This window comes from Cutibacterium modestum (assembly GCF_008326345.1).
In the GTDB taxonomy this organism is placed as follows: Bacteria; Actinomycetota; Actinomycetes; order Propionibacteriales; family Propionibacteriaceae; genus Cutibacterium; species Cutibacterium modestum.
This window is the reverse complement of sequence record NZ_BJEN01000003.1, coordinates 110,407-125,584: the sequence shown is the minus strand read 5'-3', so window position 1 is coordinate 125,584 and position 15,178 is coordinate 110,407. Positions and strand designations below refer to the sequence as shown.

Below are 15,178 nucleotides of genomic sequence, written 5' to 3'. Positions count from 1 at the left end.
GTGAGACCGACGTCCACCCAAGCAAGTGACTTTACACATGTTTCAATACGGTCACGATGTTGTTTCAACCCTTCGAAACGGCTGACGAATGCCGCGTCGCGGTGGCATGGTGTCCCGAACAACGTGGGACCGTCGGTTCGACGCCGACGAGACGTGAGAAGGAGACACCATGCGTCGAATGAGGCCACTCATTACGCTGTCCCTCGCAGGCTTGATGGCATTGTCAGCGTGCGGCGAGGATGTCGCAGCCAAGAACGACTCGACTGGCGAGTCGTCGGCCACTGGCGGCAGCAATAACAGCGCCCCCGCCAAGGATGGCGGATCGATCACCGTTCGCGGCTGTACCCCGCAAAATCCGCTTATTCCGTCCAACACCAACGAGACCTGCGGCGGAAACGTCCTCGACGCCGTCACCGCACGCCTCATCCACTACAACCCCGACACCGCCAAGCCAGAGATGGACATCGCCCAGTCCATCGAGACCAAGGACAACCAGAACTTCACCGTTAAAATCAAATCGGGATACAAGTTCTCCGATGGCACCGAGGTCAAGGCTAGAAACTTCGTCGACGGTTGGAACTGGGCCGCCTACGGACCCAACGCCCAGCAGTCCGGCTACTTCTTCGAGCCAATCGAGGGTTACGCCGACGAACAGTGTGGTGACGAGGCTTGTAAGACCAAGCCCAAGGCTAAGTCCATGAGCGGTCTCAAAGTCGTCAACGACCACACTTTCACCATCAAGACCACCGAAAAGGTCTCTAACCTCGAGGTACGTCTGGGCTACACCGCCTTCGCCCCGCTGCCGGATGCCTTCCTCAAGGATCCGATAACAAGAAGTGGGAGAAGATGCCGATCGGCGCCGGGCCATATAAGGTCACCGACAACACCGCCACCGTCATCACCACCGCCAAGAATGAGAACTACACCGGAGCGTACAAGGGCCACGTCGATAAGGTCACCTTCAAGATTTACAACGACGCTAGCCCAGCCTACAACGACACCGTCGCCAACAACCTTGACATCAACGACCTCATCCCGACCGACCAGCTCACCAACGACCAGTGGAAGAACGACCTCTCTGGCCGCTGGGGCATCCGTCAGTCGGGCATCAACCAGACGCTGACCTACTCCAGCAAGGACAAACAGCTAGCCGGCAATAAGGACCTGGTCAAGGCCCTCGGCATGGACATCGACCGGGCAACAATCACGAAACAGATCTTCGCTGGTTCCCGGACCCCCGCTGATGGCTGGGTCTCCCCCGTCGTCGACGGATACAAGAAGGACCAGTGCGGCGAGATGTGCAAGTACGACAAGGACAAAGCCGTCGAGCTGTACAAGAGGTCCGGTGGGTATAAGGGCACCCTGACCATTGCGGTCAACGGTGACGGCGACCACAAGGCGTGGTCTCAGGCCATCTGCAACGGTTGGAAGAACGATCTTGGCCTCAAGTGCCAGCTCAAGGTCACCCCGGACTTCAAGACCCTGCGCGACATGATCAACAAGCGTCAGCTCCAAGGCTTCTTCCGCACCGGATGGCAAATGGACTACCCCTCCATCGAGAACTTCCTGACCCCGCTATACGCCACCGGCGCCTCCAGCAACGACAACGACTACTCGGACAAGGCCTTCGACGCCAAGCTCAAGGAGGCTGCTGCCGCCACCGACACCACACAGGCCAATACGCTGTACCAGGAGGCCGAGAAGATACTGCTGAAGAACCCACCCAACATCCCGCTGTGGACAACCTCGACCCCGTTCGCGTGGTCGAACAAGGTCGCCAATGTCAAACTCACGCCGTTCGGCACGATCGATTTCCAGTCGGTCAGCGTGAAGTGATCCATCCTTGATGACGCACCTGTGGGTCCGCCGAACACTCTCGGCGGACCGACAGCGTCGTGAGGAACACCATGTTCAGATACATCGTCAGACGCATCCTTCAGATGATCCCAGTGCTCATCGGGACGACGTTCATCATCTTCTGCTTGGTCTTCGCCCTGCCCGGCGACCCGACGGCCGGACGATGCGGTGAACGTCCTTGTCCGCCTGCCTACGTAGCGGCATTCCGGGCCGAGTACAACCTCGACAAGCCCCTACTCGTTCAATACGGCCTGTACTTAGAGAAACTGTTGCACGGCAACCTCGGCGTTGACTATTACGGCAACACCGTCGTCTCAGAGCTCGGTGCCCGCTATCCAGTGACAATCAAGCTGGCCGTTCTCGCCCTGCTCGTTGAGATCATCATCGGCATCCTCGCCGGCGTGTGGGCGGGCGTGCAGCGCGGCACGTTCATCGACTACTTCGTCCTAGTGTCCTCCCTCACCGTCATCTCAATCCCGATCTTCGTCATTGGTTCGCTCGCACAGCTTGTCTTCGGTTTGCGGCTGGGCTGGTTCCCGGTGACAGCCGGTGACGGCTCATGGGGAGCACTCATCCTGCCAGGACTCGTGCTGGGAGCGTTGTCGGTCGCCTACGTCGCTCGTCTGACGAGGTCGAACCTGCTGGAGAACCAGCGGGCCGATTACGTACGCACTGCCAAAGCTAAGGGCATGTCGCCGTCACGGATCGTCACTGTGCATACCTTGCACAACTCCCTCATCCCCGTCATCACCTTCATCGGGTACGACTTCGGTGCCCTCATGGGTGGTGCCATCGTCACCGAGCGCATCTTCAACATTAACGGGATCGGCAACTACGTTTATCGGTCGATCAACCAGCGCGACGGTGTCTCGGTGGTTGGTGCGGTGACCTGTCTGGTGTTGGTGTATCTGCTCGCAAACCTCCTCGTCGACCTGCTGTACGGGGTGCTCGACCCGAGGATCAGCCATGACTGAACCACGTATGAACCTTTCCTCGCTCGACGCCAGTGGTCTTGAAGTGATAGCCGATCCCATGCCCGGCGAGAACGATGTGCTAGAAAACTCCAAACCGCGCTCAGTGTGGAATGACGCCTGGGACTCCCTCAAACGCAATCCGCTGTTTTGGATATCGGTGACTCTCATCGTCATCTTCCTCGTCATGGCGGGCGCCCCAGCAATCTTCACTTCGAAGGACCCCACCGACTGCAACCTGTCGGCGGCACGGCATATCCCCTCGGCCGTACACTGGTTCGGCACCGACATTCAGGGGTGCGACGTGTATTCCCGGACAGTGCACGGGGCTAGGTCATCGATTCTCGTCGGCGTCCTTGCTACCTTAGGAACGACCATTCTCGGTGCCTTCATTGGCCTGGTTGCAGGTTTTCACGGTGGCTGGCTCGACACCCTGTTGAGCCGAACCGGCGACGTTTTTTACGCCATCCCGCTGCTGCTCGGCGGCATCATCATCCTGTACACCTTCCCCAACGAGCCGGGCACCCCGTACCTCGTCATGGTGCTCAACGTGGTAGGCGCGATCATCATCCTCGGCTGGCCGTCCATCGCACGACTGATGAGGTCGTCGGTGCTGCAGGTGCTACCGCACGACTACGTTCAGGCGGCTCGGGCGCTCGGGGCGTCGTCGTGGCGGATTATCCGCTCCCATATCCTGCCCAACGCCGTCGCCCCAGTCATCGTAGTGGCCACCATCAACCTGGGCGCCTACATCGCCATCGAGGCAACGCTGAGTTACCTAGGCATCGGCTTGCAGGAACCAGCCATCTCGTGGGGCGTGTCGATTTCTGACGCTTCCGGGTTGGGATACGTCCGGTCGGCACCGTTCATGCTGCTGTTTCCGTCACTATTCCTGTCTCTGGCGGTGCTGGCGTTCATCTTCCTCGGCGAGGCGGCACAGGACGCCTTCGACCCCAAACAGCACTGAGGTCTCGACATGGCACGAAAGACACTCACTAGCGCTCGTCCTCACATGGCACCGGTCGACGGCTCCTTAAGGTTGACGACCTGCACGTGGAGTTCCGCACTCGTGACGGGGTGGCCAAGGCCATCAACGGGACGAGCTTCACCTTGTCTGAACGCGAGACCCTCGCCATTCTCGGCGAGTCGGGATCGGGCAAGTCTGTGACAGCGCAGGCAATTATGGGGATCCTCGACTCCCCTCCGGCCCAGATCACTGGTGGGCAGATCGAGTACTGCGGGGTCGACCTGCTGAGGATGCCGGAGAAAAAGCGTCGTCAGATTCGTGGCGAGCACATCTCGATGATTTTCCAAGACGCGTTGTCGTCGCTAAATCCGGTCTTTCCAGTCGGATGGCAGATCGCCGAAATGTTCCGGGTTCACCGCGGTATGAACCGCTCTGATTCGATGTCCGAGGCGATTCGCCTCATGGAGAGGGTGCATATTCCGGCAGCCAAGGAGCGTGCCAACAATTACCCGCACCAGTTCTCTGGCGGTATGCGTCAGCGCATCATGATTGCAATGGCGATTGCGCTCAACCCCTGGGTGCTCATCGCCGACGAACCGACGACGGCTCTCGACGTCACCGTTCAAGCCCAGATCATGACCCTGCTCAAAGAGCTCCAGGAGGAGTCCGGCATGGGTTTGATCCTCATCACCCACGACCTTGGGGTGGTGGCTGACGTAGCCGACGATATCGCGGTCATGTACTGCGGACGATTCGTCGAACATGCCGACGTCCACCGTCTCTACGATAACCCCAGCCACCCATATACCGTCGGTCTGCTGAATTCCATTCCGCGCCTAGACCAAAAGGGCAACGAGCTGTACGCCATCGGCGGCTTGCCGCCATCTCTGACGAATTTGCCGTCAGGTTGCTCTTTCCACCCGCGCTGCCGCTGGGCCACCGAGGAATGCCGTGTCGGCGGTGCTCCCACGTTCGTCAAGGTCGAACCCGGACGCTCGGCTGCCTGCCACCATACCGAGGAGGTCCTCCATCATGACCGCTAAGACCACCACTGCCGGGAAACCTCGACCCATCCTGTCGGTGCGTGATCTCGCCAAGCATTACCCGCTCAAATCCGGGGTAGTGCGTCACACCGTCGGCCACGTCAAAGCCGTCGACGGGGTCAGCTTCGACCTCTATCCCGGCGAGACGCTCGGTGTCGTCGGAGAGTCCGGGTACGGCAAGTCCACGCTAGGACGTCTGCTGGTGAACCTCGAGCCACCCACATCGGGGAAGATCACCTTTGAGGGGCGTGACGTCACAGATCTCAAGGGGTCGGCGATGCGCAAACTACGACGTGATATCCAGATCGTCTTCCAAGATCCCTACACCTCGTTGGATCCGCGTATGACGGTCGGCGACATCGTCGGTGAGCCGTTTCGGATCCACCCCGATGCTGTACCGCGCGGCAAGCGAACCGAGCGAGTCAAGGAGTTGCTCGACCTCGTCGGGCTCAACCCAGAGCACATCAACCGCTACCCGCACGAGTTCTCTGGTGGCCAGCGTCAGCGCATCGGGATCGCCCGCGGCATTGCCCTGAACCCCAAGCTGCTGGTGTGCGACGAGTCGGTGTCGGCGCTAGACGTTTCGGTGCAGGCTCAGGTCGTCAACTTGTTACAGAAATTGCAGCGGGAACTGGGGATGGCGTACATCTTCATCGCTCACGATCTGTCGGTGGTACGCCACATCTCCGATCGAGTGGCTGTGATGTATCTCGGCAGGATCATGGAGATCGGCGATGAGAACCAGATCTACGAGCACTCTACTCACCCTTATGCCCAAGCCCTGCTCTCGGCAGTGCCGGTACCCGACCCCTCGGTGCGAGGTACACGTCACCAGATCCTGCTGCACGGCGATGTGCCCTCCCCGGCAAATCCGCCCTCCGGGTGTCGCTTCCACACCAGGTGCTGGCGGGCGCAACCGCTGTGCTCGGAACAGGAAACTACCCTGAGGTTGCACGCTGATGGCCAAGGCGAGCACGCGTGCCGATGCCATTTCGCAGAGATCTTCGAGAAGGCTTCAGACGACATCAGCCCCAGCGACCTCACCGACTGATGGGACGATGGACCCCATTGGTCGACACCGCTGGGCCCATAGTTGATGATCGCTTACATGTCCACGTCGATAAGCAGCCGTACTCCAATTAGCGGCTGAGGAAAGTCGTCGCCTTCTTGGCAATATCCAACATGGTGTCAAAGCTGACATTGTGAGCGGAATGTACTTTCCGCTACGCGCCGCATTTGCGGTATTTGCAATGCACCTTGCTGGGCTAACCGAATTCCACTTGGACTGGCTCCAACGGGCCTCAAGACAAATTTGCTCGGTCGCCGGGGAAGTTGTCGACATGCACTGACCACAAACTGTGAGGGCAATGGTCGGTGTATCCGTTGCTCCAAACCTGCCGTCCACAGTGATCGCATACAACATTGTCTTGGTGCCGTTAAAATTTTGGTGTCTTCATACCAGATAGGCTGGCCGTGTGTTGACCCTCATCTCCCCAGCCAAGTCACTGGACCTCGAGAGCCCCACGCCCGCGCACCACGCCATCGTGCCCCGCCTACTTGACCAGACCGCCAAACTCGCCGAGATTATGTCCAGCAAGTCGGTGACAGAGCTACGCAAGCTCATGAACGTCTCCGAGGAAATCGCCACCCTCAACGTAGAGCGATACCGCGACTTCCAACCCGGCACCCCTGTCAACGCCCGACCAGCCGGCGTGACCTTCGACGGAGCCGTCTACCGAGGCATGGATCCGCAGTCCTTTACAACCCGCGACTGGACCGAGGCGCAGAAGACCTTACGCATCCTGTCCGGCCTGTACGGCGTTCTGCGGCCCCTCGACCGCATCCAGCCCTACCGCTTGGAGATGGGTACCGCCTTGCACACAGACCGGGGCACCACCGTGGCGAGTTGGTGGGGCAATCGCATCGTCAACCTCGTCGAAACCGACCTCGAGGAGTCTCCAGGACCACAGGTCGTCGTGAACCTTGCCTCGGCGGAATACTTCCAGGCCGTCGAAGGCATCGACGCCAAGGTCATCTCGCCGCGATTTGAGTCGCGGGATCGTCAGGGCCGCTGGAAGGTCATCTCCTTCACCGCCAAGACCGCCCGTGGTCTGATGGCCAGATGGATGATCCGCAACCGGGTGCGCACCGTCAAGGCACTCGCCGAGTTCAACGACGGCTGGGCATATTGCAAGGAGGTCTCCTGCGACCAGATCCCCGTCTTTCGCAAGGAGGACTGAACCGGGAAAACGGTGGGGACGCCATCAGGCACCCCTACATCTCGCGAGAACACACGTGGCACCCGCCATGGCGGGTGCCACGTCCAGGGACCGGACGATGCCAGGGATCAGTCGGCATACCGATCGACAACGGCACACTCTTCATTGTCGGTCGGGTCCAGGTCTTCCTGCGTCATCACCGCGTCAATAAATCACCTCCAGCCGGTCGTACCAGGGATGCCAATACGCCATCCCGACGTCTCATTTCTTGCCGTAACGCTGGTTGAATTTCTCGACTCGTCCGGCGGCGTCGACGATCTTGGCCTTGCCGGTGTAGAAGGGGTGGCTGGCCGAGGAAATATCGACGTCAATGATTGGGTAGGTGTTGCCGTCCTCCCACTCGATCTCGGTGGAGCTAGTAACCGTTGACCTCGTCAGAAAGGCTATGCCTGCCGAAATGTCCCTGAAGACCACCGGGTGGTAGTCGGGATGGATGCCTTGCTTCATCGGTTTCCTTCCGCCCCGTGCGTATGACGAGTTCGAATCTCGTCGTCGCCAGTATATGATAATGATTCCCATGCGCAACCACGGTAGGGGTATCCGTGTCACGACACTGTCAGGTCCGCGGCACCAAGCCAGGATTCGGCAACAACGTCTCGCATTCCCAACGCCGCACCAAGCGTCGCTGGAACCCAAACATCCAGAAGAAGCGTTACTGGGTGCCGTCCTTGGGCAAGAAAGTCACCCTGGCCCTGACCCTCAAAGCGATGAAGGAAATCGATCGCTGCGGCGTCGACACTGTCGTCGCCAGAATGCTCGCTCGAGGAGAGAGAATCTGATGGCCAAGAAGTCCACACAGCTGCGCCCCATCATCAAGCTGCGGTCGACGGCTGGAACTGGTTACACCTACGTCACCCGCAAGAACCGACGCAACACCCCGGATCGTCTCGTCCTCAAAAAATTCGATCCCATCGTGCGTCGCCACGTTGAGTTCAAGGAGACCCGCTGATGGCCAAAAAGTCCAAGATTGCCGCCCAGAAGAAACGCGAAAAATTGGTGGCGCAGTACGCCGAAAAGCGCGTCGAGCTCAAAGCCATCATCAAATCCCCGGCAGCCCCATTAGACGAACGCATGGAGGCATCGCGTAGACTATCTGCTCTGCCGCGCGATTCCTCCCCCGTGCGGTTGCGTAACCGTGACCAAGTCGACGGACGTCCCCGTGGCTATGTTGGCAAGGCCGGTGTGTCCCGTATCCGTTTCCGTGAGATGGCCCACCGCGGCGAACTCCCCGGAATCACGAAGTCAAGCTGGTGAGACCATGGCAGTACCAAAGCGAAAGAAGTCCCGTTCGACCACGCGTCATAGGCGGGCCCAGTGGAAGACCACACCAACACAGCTGGTTGAGATCCGCGTTGAGGGCAAGGTCCTGCGGGTCCCGCGGAACCTGGTCAAGGCCTACCACTCTGGGCTGATCGACGTCGAGGACTGACCCCTTGAAGCCTGAGCGGTCATGCGCAGGCCCATTGTCGCAACGCCTCGATCCCGTAGGGTTGTCGTCATGAGCAAGCCCGGAGTGATCCTGCCCGATTCCGCCCCCGACGACCTCGTCATCGAGGAGATCACCATCGGCGACGGCCCTGAAGCTTCCGCCGGCAACCTCGTCGAAGTGCATTACGTCGGAGTGGCCTTGAGCAATGGCCGTGAATTCGATTCTTCGTGGAATCGCGGTGAGCCGCTGACCTTCCAACTCGGAGTTGGCCAGGTGATCCCCGGATGGGATGACGGCGTCCAGGGCATGAAGGTCGGTGGACGACGCAAACTCGTCATCCCCCACCACCTCGCTTACGGTCCGCAAGGAATCCCCGGCGTGATTGCTGGTGGTGAAACGCTGGTCTTCGTCTGTGACCTTATCAACGTCATCTGACGTGACCCCGGATCAAGCTGTCGCTCTGACCCAGGCCCCTCGTCGGCTGCTGTGGGGGTATCGCCTCGAGCTGAGACCGAACATCTTCCGCAGCAGCTCGCGACGGCGGGAGGACCGATGCCGGGAACGCTCCAGCCACGGTGACCATAACGATGCGTCTCTTCACGGTATCTCTCCTCATGTCATGCTCTCATCTGGAATTGTGCCAACGGCTGAAACTGACCAGCCTAAGCAGATCGGTTCACATCTCCACCCGTAGTGATACGGTCAATGGTGTCTCTGAGGAGGCGACCCACGGCGATCACACTGAGGCGATTCGCCCATGACAATTGTGTGTGCGACCTCGCCAGGATTGTCATCCCACAACGACACCACATCGAGAACGCATTTGGGGGGAACCAAACGATGTATGACAACAGCAGCACTGCCGCAGCCATGACGATCAAACTCGACACCGAGTTCCCTCCAGACCCGGTTTTCGAACCCGGTATCCGACGAGCGCCGTCACGTGGATTCCACCTCACCCCCGATCAGACCAAGATCGCGCTACGCAATGCTCTGCGCTACCTGCCCCCAGAATTGCACGAGAAGGCCGCCCCGGAGTTCCTCGAGGAATTGCGCACATATGGCCGCATCTACGCCTACCGGTGGCGTCCGGCTGGGCACATCAAGGGACGCCCAATCGATGAGTACAAAGGTCGCTGCACCGAGGGCAAAGCCTTCCAGGTACAAATCGACAACAACCTGGACTTCGACGTCGCCCTGTACCCCTACGAACTCGTCACCTATGGAGAGACCGGCAGTGTCTGCCAGAACTGGCTGCAGTACCGGCTCATCAAGAAGTATCTCTCCCAGCTCACCGACGACACTACCTTGGTCGTCATGAGCGGTCACCCGCTGGGGCTCTTCCCGTCGAGCCCGGAATCCCCGCGCATCATCATCACCAACTCCCTCATGATCGGCCATTTCGACAACCAAAAGGACTGGGAGATTTGTGAAGAGATGGGGGTAGCCAACTACGGCCAAATGACCGCTGGCGGATGGATGTACATCGGCCCGCAGGGCATCGTGCACGGCACCTTCAACACTATTCTCAACGCTGGAAGAATCCGGCTAGGAATCCTCGCCGACGGGGATCTCTCTGGGGTGCTTTTCGTCTCGTCGGGTCTGGGGGGCATGTCCGGGGCCCAGCCCAAGGCCGCCGAGATCGCCCACGCTGTCGGGATCATTGCCGAAGTCGATATGTCGCGCATCCAGACCCGGCTGGACCAAGGCTGGGTGGGTCACGTCTCCGACAACCTCGACGAGATCTTTGCGTTGGCCAAGAAGCACATCGACGAGCGCACCCCCATCTCCATCGCTTACCACGGCAATATCGTCGATCTGCTGCAGTACGCCGTCGATAACAACATCGACATCCCGCTGCTATCGGACCAGACTTCCTGTCACGCGGCCTACGATGGCGGATACTGCCCGCAGGGTCTGACCTTCGAGCAGCGCACCGAGCTGTTGGCCCGCGACCGTGACGAATACGCCCGTCGCGTCAACAAAACCTTGCGCAAGCACTATGAACTCATCCGCACCCTCACCAACCGCGGCACCTATTTCTTCGACTACGGCAACGCCTTCATGGCCACCGTTTTCGAGTCCGGAGTGACCGAAATCGCCATGGATGGCGATGCCCGCAACGGATTCATTTGGCCGTCCTACGTCGAGGACATCATGGGCCCGGAACTCTTCGACTACGGTTACGGGCCGTTCCGGTGGGTATGCCTATCCGGCAAGCACGAGGACCTCATTGCCACCGATCATGCCGCGATGGACTGCATCGACCCGAATCGCCGTGGCCAGGACCGCGACAACTACACTTGGATCCGCGACGCCGAGGCCAACAACCTCGTCGTGGGAACCCAGGCGCGCATCCTCTATCAGGACGCCAAGGGCCGCATGGACATCGCCTTGCGATTCAACGAGATGGTCCGCAATGGCGAGATCGGACCGGTCATGCTGGGTCGCGACCATCACGACGTCTCGGGTACCGACTCCCCCTTCCGCGAAACCGCCAACATTAAGGACGGCTCCAACGTCATGGCCGACATGGCCACCCAATGCTTCGCCGGCAATGCCGCGCGGGGTATGAGCCTAGTGACCTTGCACAACGGCGGCGGAACCGGCATTGGCAACGCCATCAACGGTGGGTTCGGACTCGTCCTAGACGGCTCTGAGCGAGTCGACAGAATCATCCGCAGTGGGCTGCTGTGGGACGTCATGTGCGGGGTGGCGCGACGCGGCTGGGCTCGCAACGACCACTCCATCGAGACGGCCACCGAATTCAACCGGGAACACGATGACGCCCAAATCACCCTCCCTTACCTGGTCGATGACGCCCTCATTGATGGATTGGTGAAGTGACGACGACTTGGACTGCCGCCAGTCTGCTAGCTGAGACCGCCGAGATCGGACGCAATGAGGACGGCTCCTATTCGCGGTTTTGTCTTCGTCCCGAGGAGGTGGCACTGCGGGAATGGTTCGTGGCAAAGGCCACTGAGTTGGGACTAGCGATCGTCACGGACATGAACGCCAACATTTGGGTGTGGTGGGGAACGCCGGGCCCCAATGCCGTCCTGACAGGGTCCCACCTGGACTCCGTGCCCGGCGGTGGAGCCTATGACGGGCCTCTCGGCGTCGTCTCGTCATTGGTGGCCGTGGCCAAGATGCAACAATCCGGGGTGATGCCGTCGAAACCCTTCGCCGTCATCGCAATGGCCGACGAGGAGGGCGCCCGGTTCGGGATGCCCTGCCTAGGGTCGCGGTTGGCGTCGGGCAAGCTCAGTAAAGCTGACGCCCACGCGCTCGTCGCTCGAGACGGACAGTCCTTGCCAGACGCGTGGCGAGAAGCCGGTTTGGATCCCGATCTCATTGAGCCCGATGACGTCCTGCTCCAGGCGGCCTGCTTCATTGAATTGCACGTTGAGCAGGGGCGCGGTCTGGCGGACCTGGGGCACCAGGTCGCCATTGCCACCGCGGTACGACCGCATGGCCGATGGCGTGCCGAATTCACCGGCCAGGGAAACCACGCAGGAACGACTCTCATCCCTGATCGTCACGATCCCGTCATCCCGGTAGCGCAGACCGTGCTGGCCGCCCGCGAGGCAGCAGAGCGGGAGGGTTGCGTGGCGACGGTCGGGCGGATCAACGTCGAGCCGGGTGGCACCAACGTCATTGCCTCAGTCGCGACGATGTGGCTGGACTGTCGAGCCGAGGAGTCTCAGACCGTCACCAAGGTCGTCGAGGGCATCCAGCAAACCTCACAGGCTGCCGCTGACAAGCACGGATGCCAGGTTGTCTGGACCCGCGAGTCGTGGACCGATCGCACCGCATTCGACCTGTGCGCACGGATGCTGGAGATCCTTGGCACCGACACCCCACAGTTATCTACTGGGGCCGGCCACGACGCGGCAACGTTAGCGACGACGATGCCTACCGGCATGCTCTTCGTCCGCAATCCTACCGGCGCTTCTCACTGCCCTGCGGAGTCGGCGAGTGACGCCGACTGCGACGCCGGGGTTGAGGCACTACAAGCCGTGCTAGAGGAGCTCGTCCAATGAACGAATGGTTTTTCCCGAAGGCCCTAGTAAAGGGGCAGATTGCCCACAACGTGCGCGTCGAGAGCCAAGACGGAATCATCACGGCAGTGACGACGGACACCAAACCTCATCGACACACCTTCAACGGAATCGCCGTTCCTGGATTCGCCAATACTCACTCCCACGTTTTCCACCGCGGACTGCGTGGGGCCGGGGAGGGCGAGGATTTCTGGTCCTGGCGTACCGAAATGTATCGACTAGCTAACCGTCTCAACCCGGATTCTTACTACCGGCTGGCACGAGCTGCCTTCGCTGAGATGGTAGCGGCCGGGTACACCAGCGTGGGCGAGTTCCACTACGTCCATCACCGGCCTGACGGGACGCCCTATCGCGATCATGCAATGGAATTAGCCCTAGTCAACGCCGCCATCGACGCCGGGATCCGTATCACTGTCCTCGACACTTGCTACCTGCACGCCGGGCCGGGGGCACCCCTTGATGCAGACCAGGCAAGGTTCGGTGACGGTAGCGTCGAGGGATGGTTGGAGCGGTGGCACGCGCTGCGCAATGCCCTGCCCGATTCCCCCTTAGCAACGATGGGAGCGGCCTTGCATTCGGTGAGGGCCGTCAGTCCCGACGAGATGGCCACAGCGGTGAGCGAATTACCGGAGCGCGTACCCATTCACATCCACGTCTCCGAACAGCCCCGCGAGAACGCCGAATGCCTGGCAGCACATGGCCTTACGCCAACCGCGGTACTGGCCCGCGCCGGGGTGCTCTCCGACCGCACCACTGTCGTCCATGCTACCCATCTGAGCGACGAAGACATCGCCATGATCGCGGCTTCGAACACCGTCGTCTCACTGTGCCCAACCACCGAGGCCGATCTGGGTGACGGCATCGCGCGGATCGGGGACCTGCAGGAGGCTGGGGTGCGCATGGCGATTGGCACTGACGAGGACGTCGTCACCGATCCTTTTGCCGAGTTGCGGATGCTGGAATCCACCGCTCGCTTGGCCACCGGAACCCGAGGTGTCGTCGGTTGTGAGGCGCTGTGGAAAATCGGTACCCGAAACGGGGTGGAGAGTCTCCGTCCGGCAGCGGAGCCGCTTCCACGCCAGACTTCCACACCCGGGCCTGGATCCGCTGGGCTGGCCACCGGGGACCCCGCCGATATTGTCGTCGTCGAGCCGTCATCAGCACGCCTGGCCGGGGTGGACCCGACGCGCTGGCCCCTAGTAGCAACGGCCAATGACGTCACAGCTACCATCGTTGCTGGGGAGTGGAATCGGCGTGATGCCACGGTCGGTGAGGACCTGCGCCACGTGCTGGACAGCCTGAGAGGCCGTGACTCGTGAGCATCGTTATCAATAACATCGGCCTGCTCGTCACCAACGATCCATCCGTCGATACGGACGAACTCGGGCAGATCCGCAATGCCGCCGTCATCATCTCTGGGGACCGGATTGCCTGGGTAGGCCCATCAGCAAAAGCTCCGGCAGCCGACCACCAGTCCGATTTGGCCGGCGCCTGCGTCATCCCAGGCTTCGTCGACTCTCACAGTCACCCCGTCTTCGCCGGCGACCGCAGCGACGAGTTCGACGCACGAATGAACGGGCAGAAATACCAGGCCGGCGGGATCCTGCGCACTGTTCGGCGCACTCGCAAAGCTCCGATGGGTTTTCTCGACGCCGTCATGACTGGGATCCTCGACGAAATGGCGCGTAACGGAACGACGACCGTTGAGGCCAAGACGGGGTACGGGCTCAACGTCGAGACGGAGGTCAAGCTGGCGCGAGTGGCCAGTTCCCATACCGACGAGGTCACCTTCCTGGGCGCCCACGTCGTCGCACCCGACTGTCAGCCTGACGAGTACGTCCGTCTGGTGTGCGGCGAGATGCTACACGCCGTGCGTCCGTACGTGCGCTGGATCGATGTGTTCTGCGAGACGGGTGCCTTCGACCCCGACCAGACCCTCGAGATTTTGCGCGCTGGCAAGGATGCTGGGCTGGGCCTTCGCCTGCATGCAGCCCAGCTGGGGCCCTCTGAGGTTATCCCACGAGCTTGTGAGTTGGGTCTGACCTCCGTTGACCACTGCACGTTTTTAGCCGATGAGGACATTGACGCCCTGAAGGCCACCAGTACCGTGGCTACCCTGCTTCCGGCTGCCGAGTTTAGTACTAAACAGCCTTACCCTAACGCCCGACGCATCCTTGACGCCGGGGTGACGGTCGCGTTGGCCACCGACTGCAATCCCGGCACTGCGTTCACCTCGTCGATGCCATTCTGCCTTGCCATCGCGGTACGCGAGATGGGGATGACACCTGAGCAGGCCCTGTGGTCGGCGACTGCAGGCGGTGCCGCGGCCCTTCACCGCGACAACGTGGGCGTGGTGAAGCCTGGTGCCCGCGCCGATCTGGTGAGCCTGGCCGCCCCGTCGTGGCTGCACCTCATGTACCGCCCGGGTGTGTCCCTCATCGACCGGGTCTACCAAGGGGGCCGGTTTCTCAGACTGAGCCAACCAAGGCTGCGACTCGACGGCTGACACCAGAATCGCCACTCGCCCCGACTCGCGCCGTTTGGTAGCGAATCGGCAACGTTAGTGGTTGC

The 15,178-nt window shown here is 60.8% G+C and carries 15 protein-coding genes and 2 pseudogenes; 15 read left to right on the top strand and 2 right to left on the bottom strand.

Going from position 1 to position 15,178, the window contains the following annotated elements; all coding sequences use genetic code 11:
- Nucleotides 1-169 precede the first annotated feature (169 nt).
- The 5 genes and pseudogenes from F1563_RS08815 (at nucleotide 170) to F1563_RS08795 (ending at nucleotide 5,889) form a co-directional block, all read left to right on the top strand.
- Nucleotides 170-1,836, top strand: a pseudogene (locus F1563_RS08815) (peptide ABC transporter substrate-binding protein).
- A gap of 71 nt (nucleotides 1,837-1,907) precedes the next feature.
- Entirely contained in the window at nucleotides 1,908-2,831 is a 924-nt protein-coding gene (locus tag F1563_RS08810) for an ABC transporter permease (protein ID WP_002528172.1), read from the top strand.
- Between the two features lie 46 nt (nucleotides 2,832-2,877).
- On the top strand, nucleotides 2,878-3,795 hold the full coding sequence (locus F1563_RS08805; protein WP_172623684.1) for an ABC transporter permease: 918 nt from the start codon (nucleotides 2,878-2,880) through the stop codon (nucleotides 3,793-3,795).
- An 80-nt stretch (nucleotides 3,796-3,875) separates the two neighbouring features.
- Nucleotides 3,876-4,838 carry an ABC transporter ATP-binding protein gene (locus F1563_RS08800; RefSeq protein ID WP_308479368.1) on the top strand — a complete coding sequence of 321 codons (963 nt, stop codon included), beginning with the start codon at nucleotides 3,876-3,878 and terminating at the stop codon, nucleotides 4,836-4,838.
- Complete coding sequence (locus F1563_RS08795) at nucleotides 4,828-5,889, top strand: ABC transporter ATP-binding protein (RefSeq protein WP_002528175.1); 1,062 nt, start codon at nucleotides 4,828-4,830, stop codon at nucleotides 5,887-5,889. Before F1563_RS08800 ends, F1563_RS08795 begins: the two co-directional genes overlap by 11 nt.
- A gap of 250 nt (nucleotides 5,890-6,139) precedes the next feature.
- Here F1563_RS08795 and F1563_RS14880 read toward each other — a convergent pair.
- A pseudogene (locus tag F1563_RS14880) lies at nucleotides 6,140-6,253 on the bottom strand (RNHCP domain-containing protein); the annotation flags it as partial.
- A 60-nt stretch (nucleotides 6,254-6,313) separates the two neighbouring features.
- On the opposite strand from F1563_RS14880, the gene F1563_RS08785 reads away from it, so the two are divergent.
- On the top strand, nucleotides 6,314-7,078 hold the full coding sequence (locus F1563_RS08785; RefSeq protein WP_002528177.1) for a YaaA family protein: 765 nt from the start codon (nucleotides 6,314-6,316) through the stop codon (nucleotides 7,076-7,078).
- Between the two features lie 240 nt (nucleotides 7,079-7,318).
- Here the strand turns inward: F1563_RS08785 and F1563_RS08780 are convergent, their stop codons facing one another.
- Complete coding sequence (locus F1563_RS08780; RefSeq protein ID WP_002528178.1) at nucleotides 7,319-7,564, bottom strand: type B 50S ribosomal protein L31; 246 nt, start codon at nucleotides 7,562-7,564, stop codon at nucleotides 7,319-7,321.
- Nucleotides 7,565-7,659: 95 nt separating this feature from the next.
- Here F1563_RS08780 and rpmB point away from each other — a divergent pair, with 95 nt between their 5' ends.
- The 9 genes from rpmB to hutI all read left to right on the top strand — a co-directional run bounded on the left by rpmB (nucleotide 7,660) and on the right by hutI (nucleotide 15,113).
- Nucleotides 7,660-7,896, top strand: coding sequence for a 50S ribosomal protein L28 (rpmB, locus tag F1563_RS08775; RefSeq protein WP_036958368.1), 237 nt, complete (start codon nucleotides 7,660-7,662; stop codon nucleotides 7,894-7,896).
- Complete coding sequence (gene rpmG / locus F1563_RS08770; RefSeq protein WP_002528180.1) at nucleotides 7,896-8,066, top strand: 50S ribosomal protein L33; 171 nt, start codon at nucleotides 7,896-7,898, stop codon at nucleotides 8,064-8,066. The genes rpmB and rpmG overlap by 1 nt, the downstream gene beginning before the upstream one ends.
- A complete protein-coding gene (rpsN, locus tag F1563_RS08765; protein ID WP_002528181.1) occupies nucleotides 8,066-8,371 on the top strand; it encodes a 30S ribosomal protein S14 in 306 nt (101 codons plus the stop codon). Before rpmG ends, rpsN begins: the two co-directional genes overlap by 1 nt.
- 4 nt (nucleotides 8,372-8,375) lie before the next feature.
- Nucleotides 8,376-8,546, top strand: a complete 171-nt coding sequence (gene rpmF / locus F1563_RS08760) for a 50S ribosomal protein L32 (protein ID WP_002514596.1) — start codon at nucleotides 8,376-8,378, stop codon at nucleotides 8,544-8,546.
- A 69-nt stretch (nucleotides 8,547-8,615) separates the two neighbouring features.
- The gene (locus F1563_RS08755; RefSeq protein ID WP_002528182.1) at nucleotides 8,616-8,981 is read left to right on the top strand and encodes an FKBP-type peptidyl-prolyl cis-trans isomerase; all 366 of its coding nucleotides are present in this window, start codon (nucleotides 8,616-8,618) and stop codon (nucleotides 8,979-8,981) included.
- 405 nt (nucleotides 8,982-9,386) lie between these two features.
- Nucleotides 9,387-11,393 (top strand): urocanate hydratase, encoded by a 2,007-nt coding sequence (gene hutU / locus F1563_RS08745; RefSeq protein ID WP_036958372.1) that lies wholly within the window; start codon nucleotides 9,387-9,389, stop codon nucleotides 11,391-11,393.
- Entirely contained in the window at nucleotides 11,390-12,589 is a 1,200-nt protein-coding gene (locus tag F1563_RS08740; protein WP_002528185.1) for an allantoate amidohydrolase, read from the top strand. Before hutU ends, F1563_RS08740 begins: the two co-directional genes overlap by 4 nt.
- Nucleotides 12,586-13,926, top strand: coding sequence for a formimidoylglutamate deiminase (locus tag F1563_RS08735; protein ID WP_002528186.1), 1,341 nt, complete (start codon nucleotides 12,586-12,588; stop codon nucleotides 13,924-13,926). Before F1563_RS08740 ends, F1563_RS08735 begins: the two co-directional genes overlap by 4 nt.
- Entirely contained in the window at nucleotides 13,923-15,113 is a 1,191-nt protein-coding gene (gene hutI, locus F1563_RS08730; RefSeq protein WP_002528187.1) for an imidazolonepropionase, read from the top strand. The genes F1563_RS08735 and hutI overlap by 4 nt, the downstream gene beginning before the upstream one ends.
- Nucleotides 15,114-15,178: the final 65 nt, after the last annotated feature.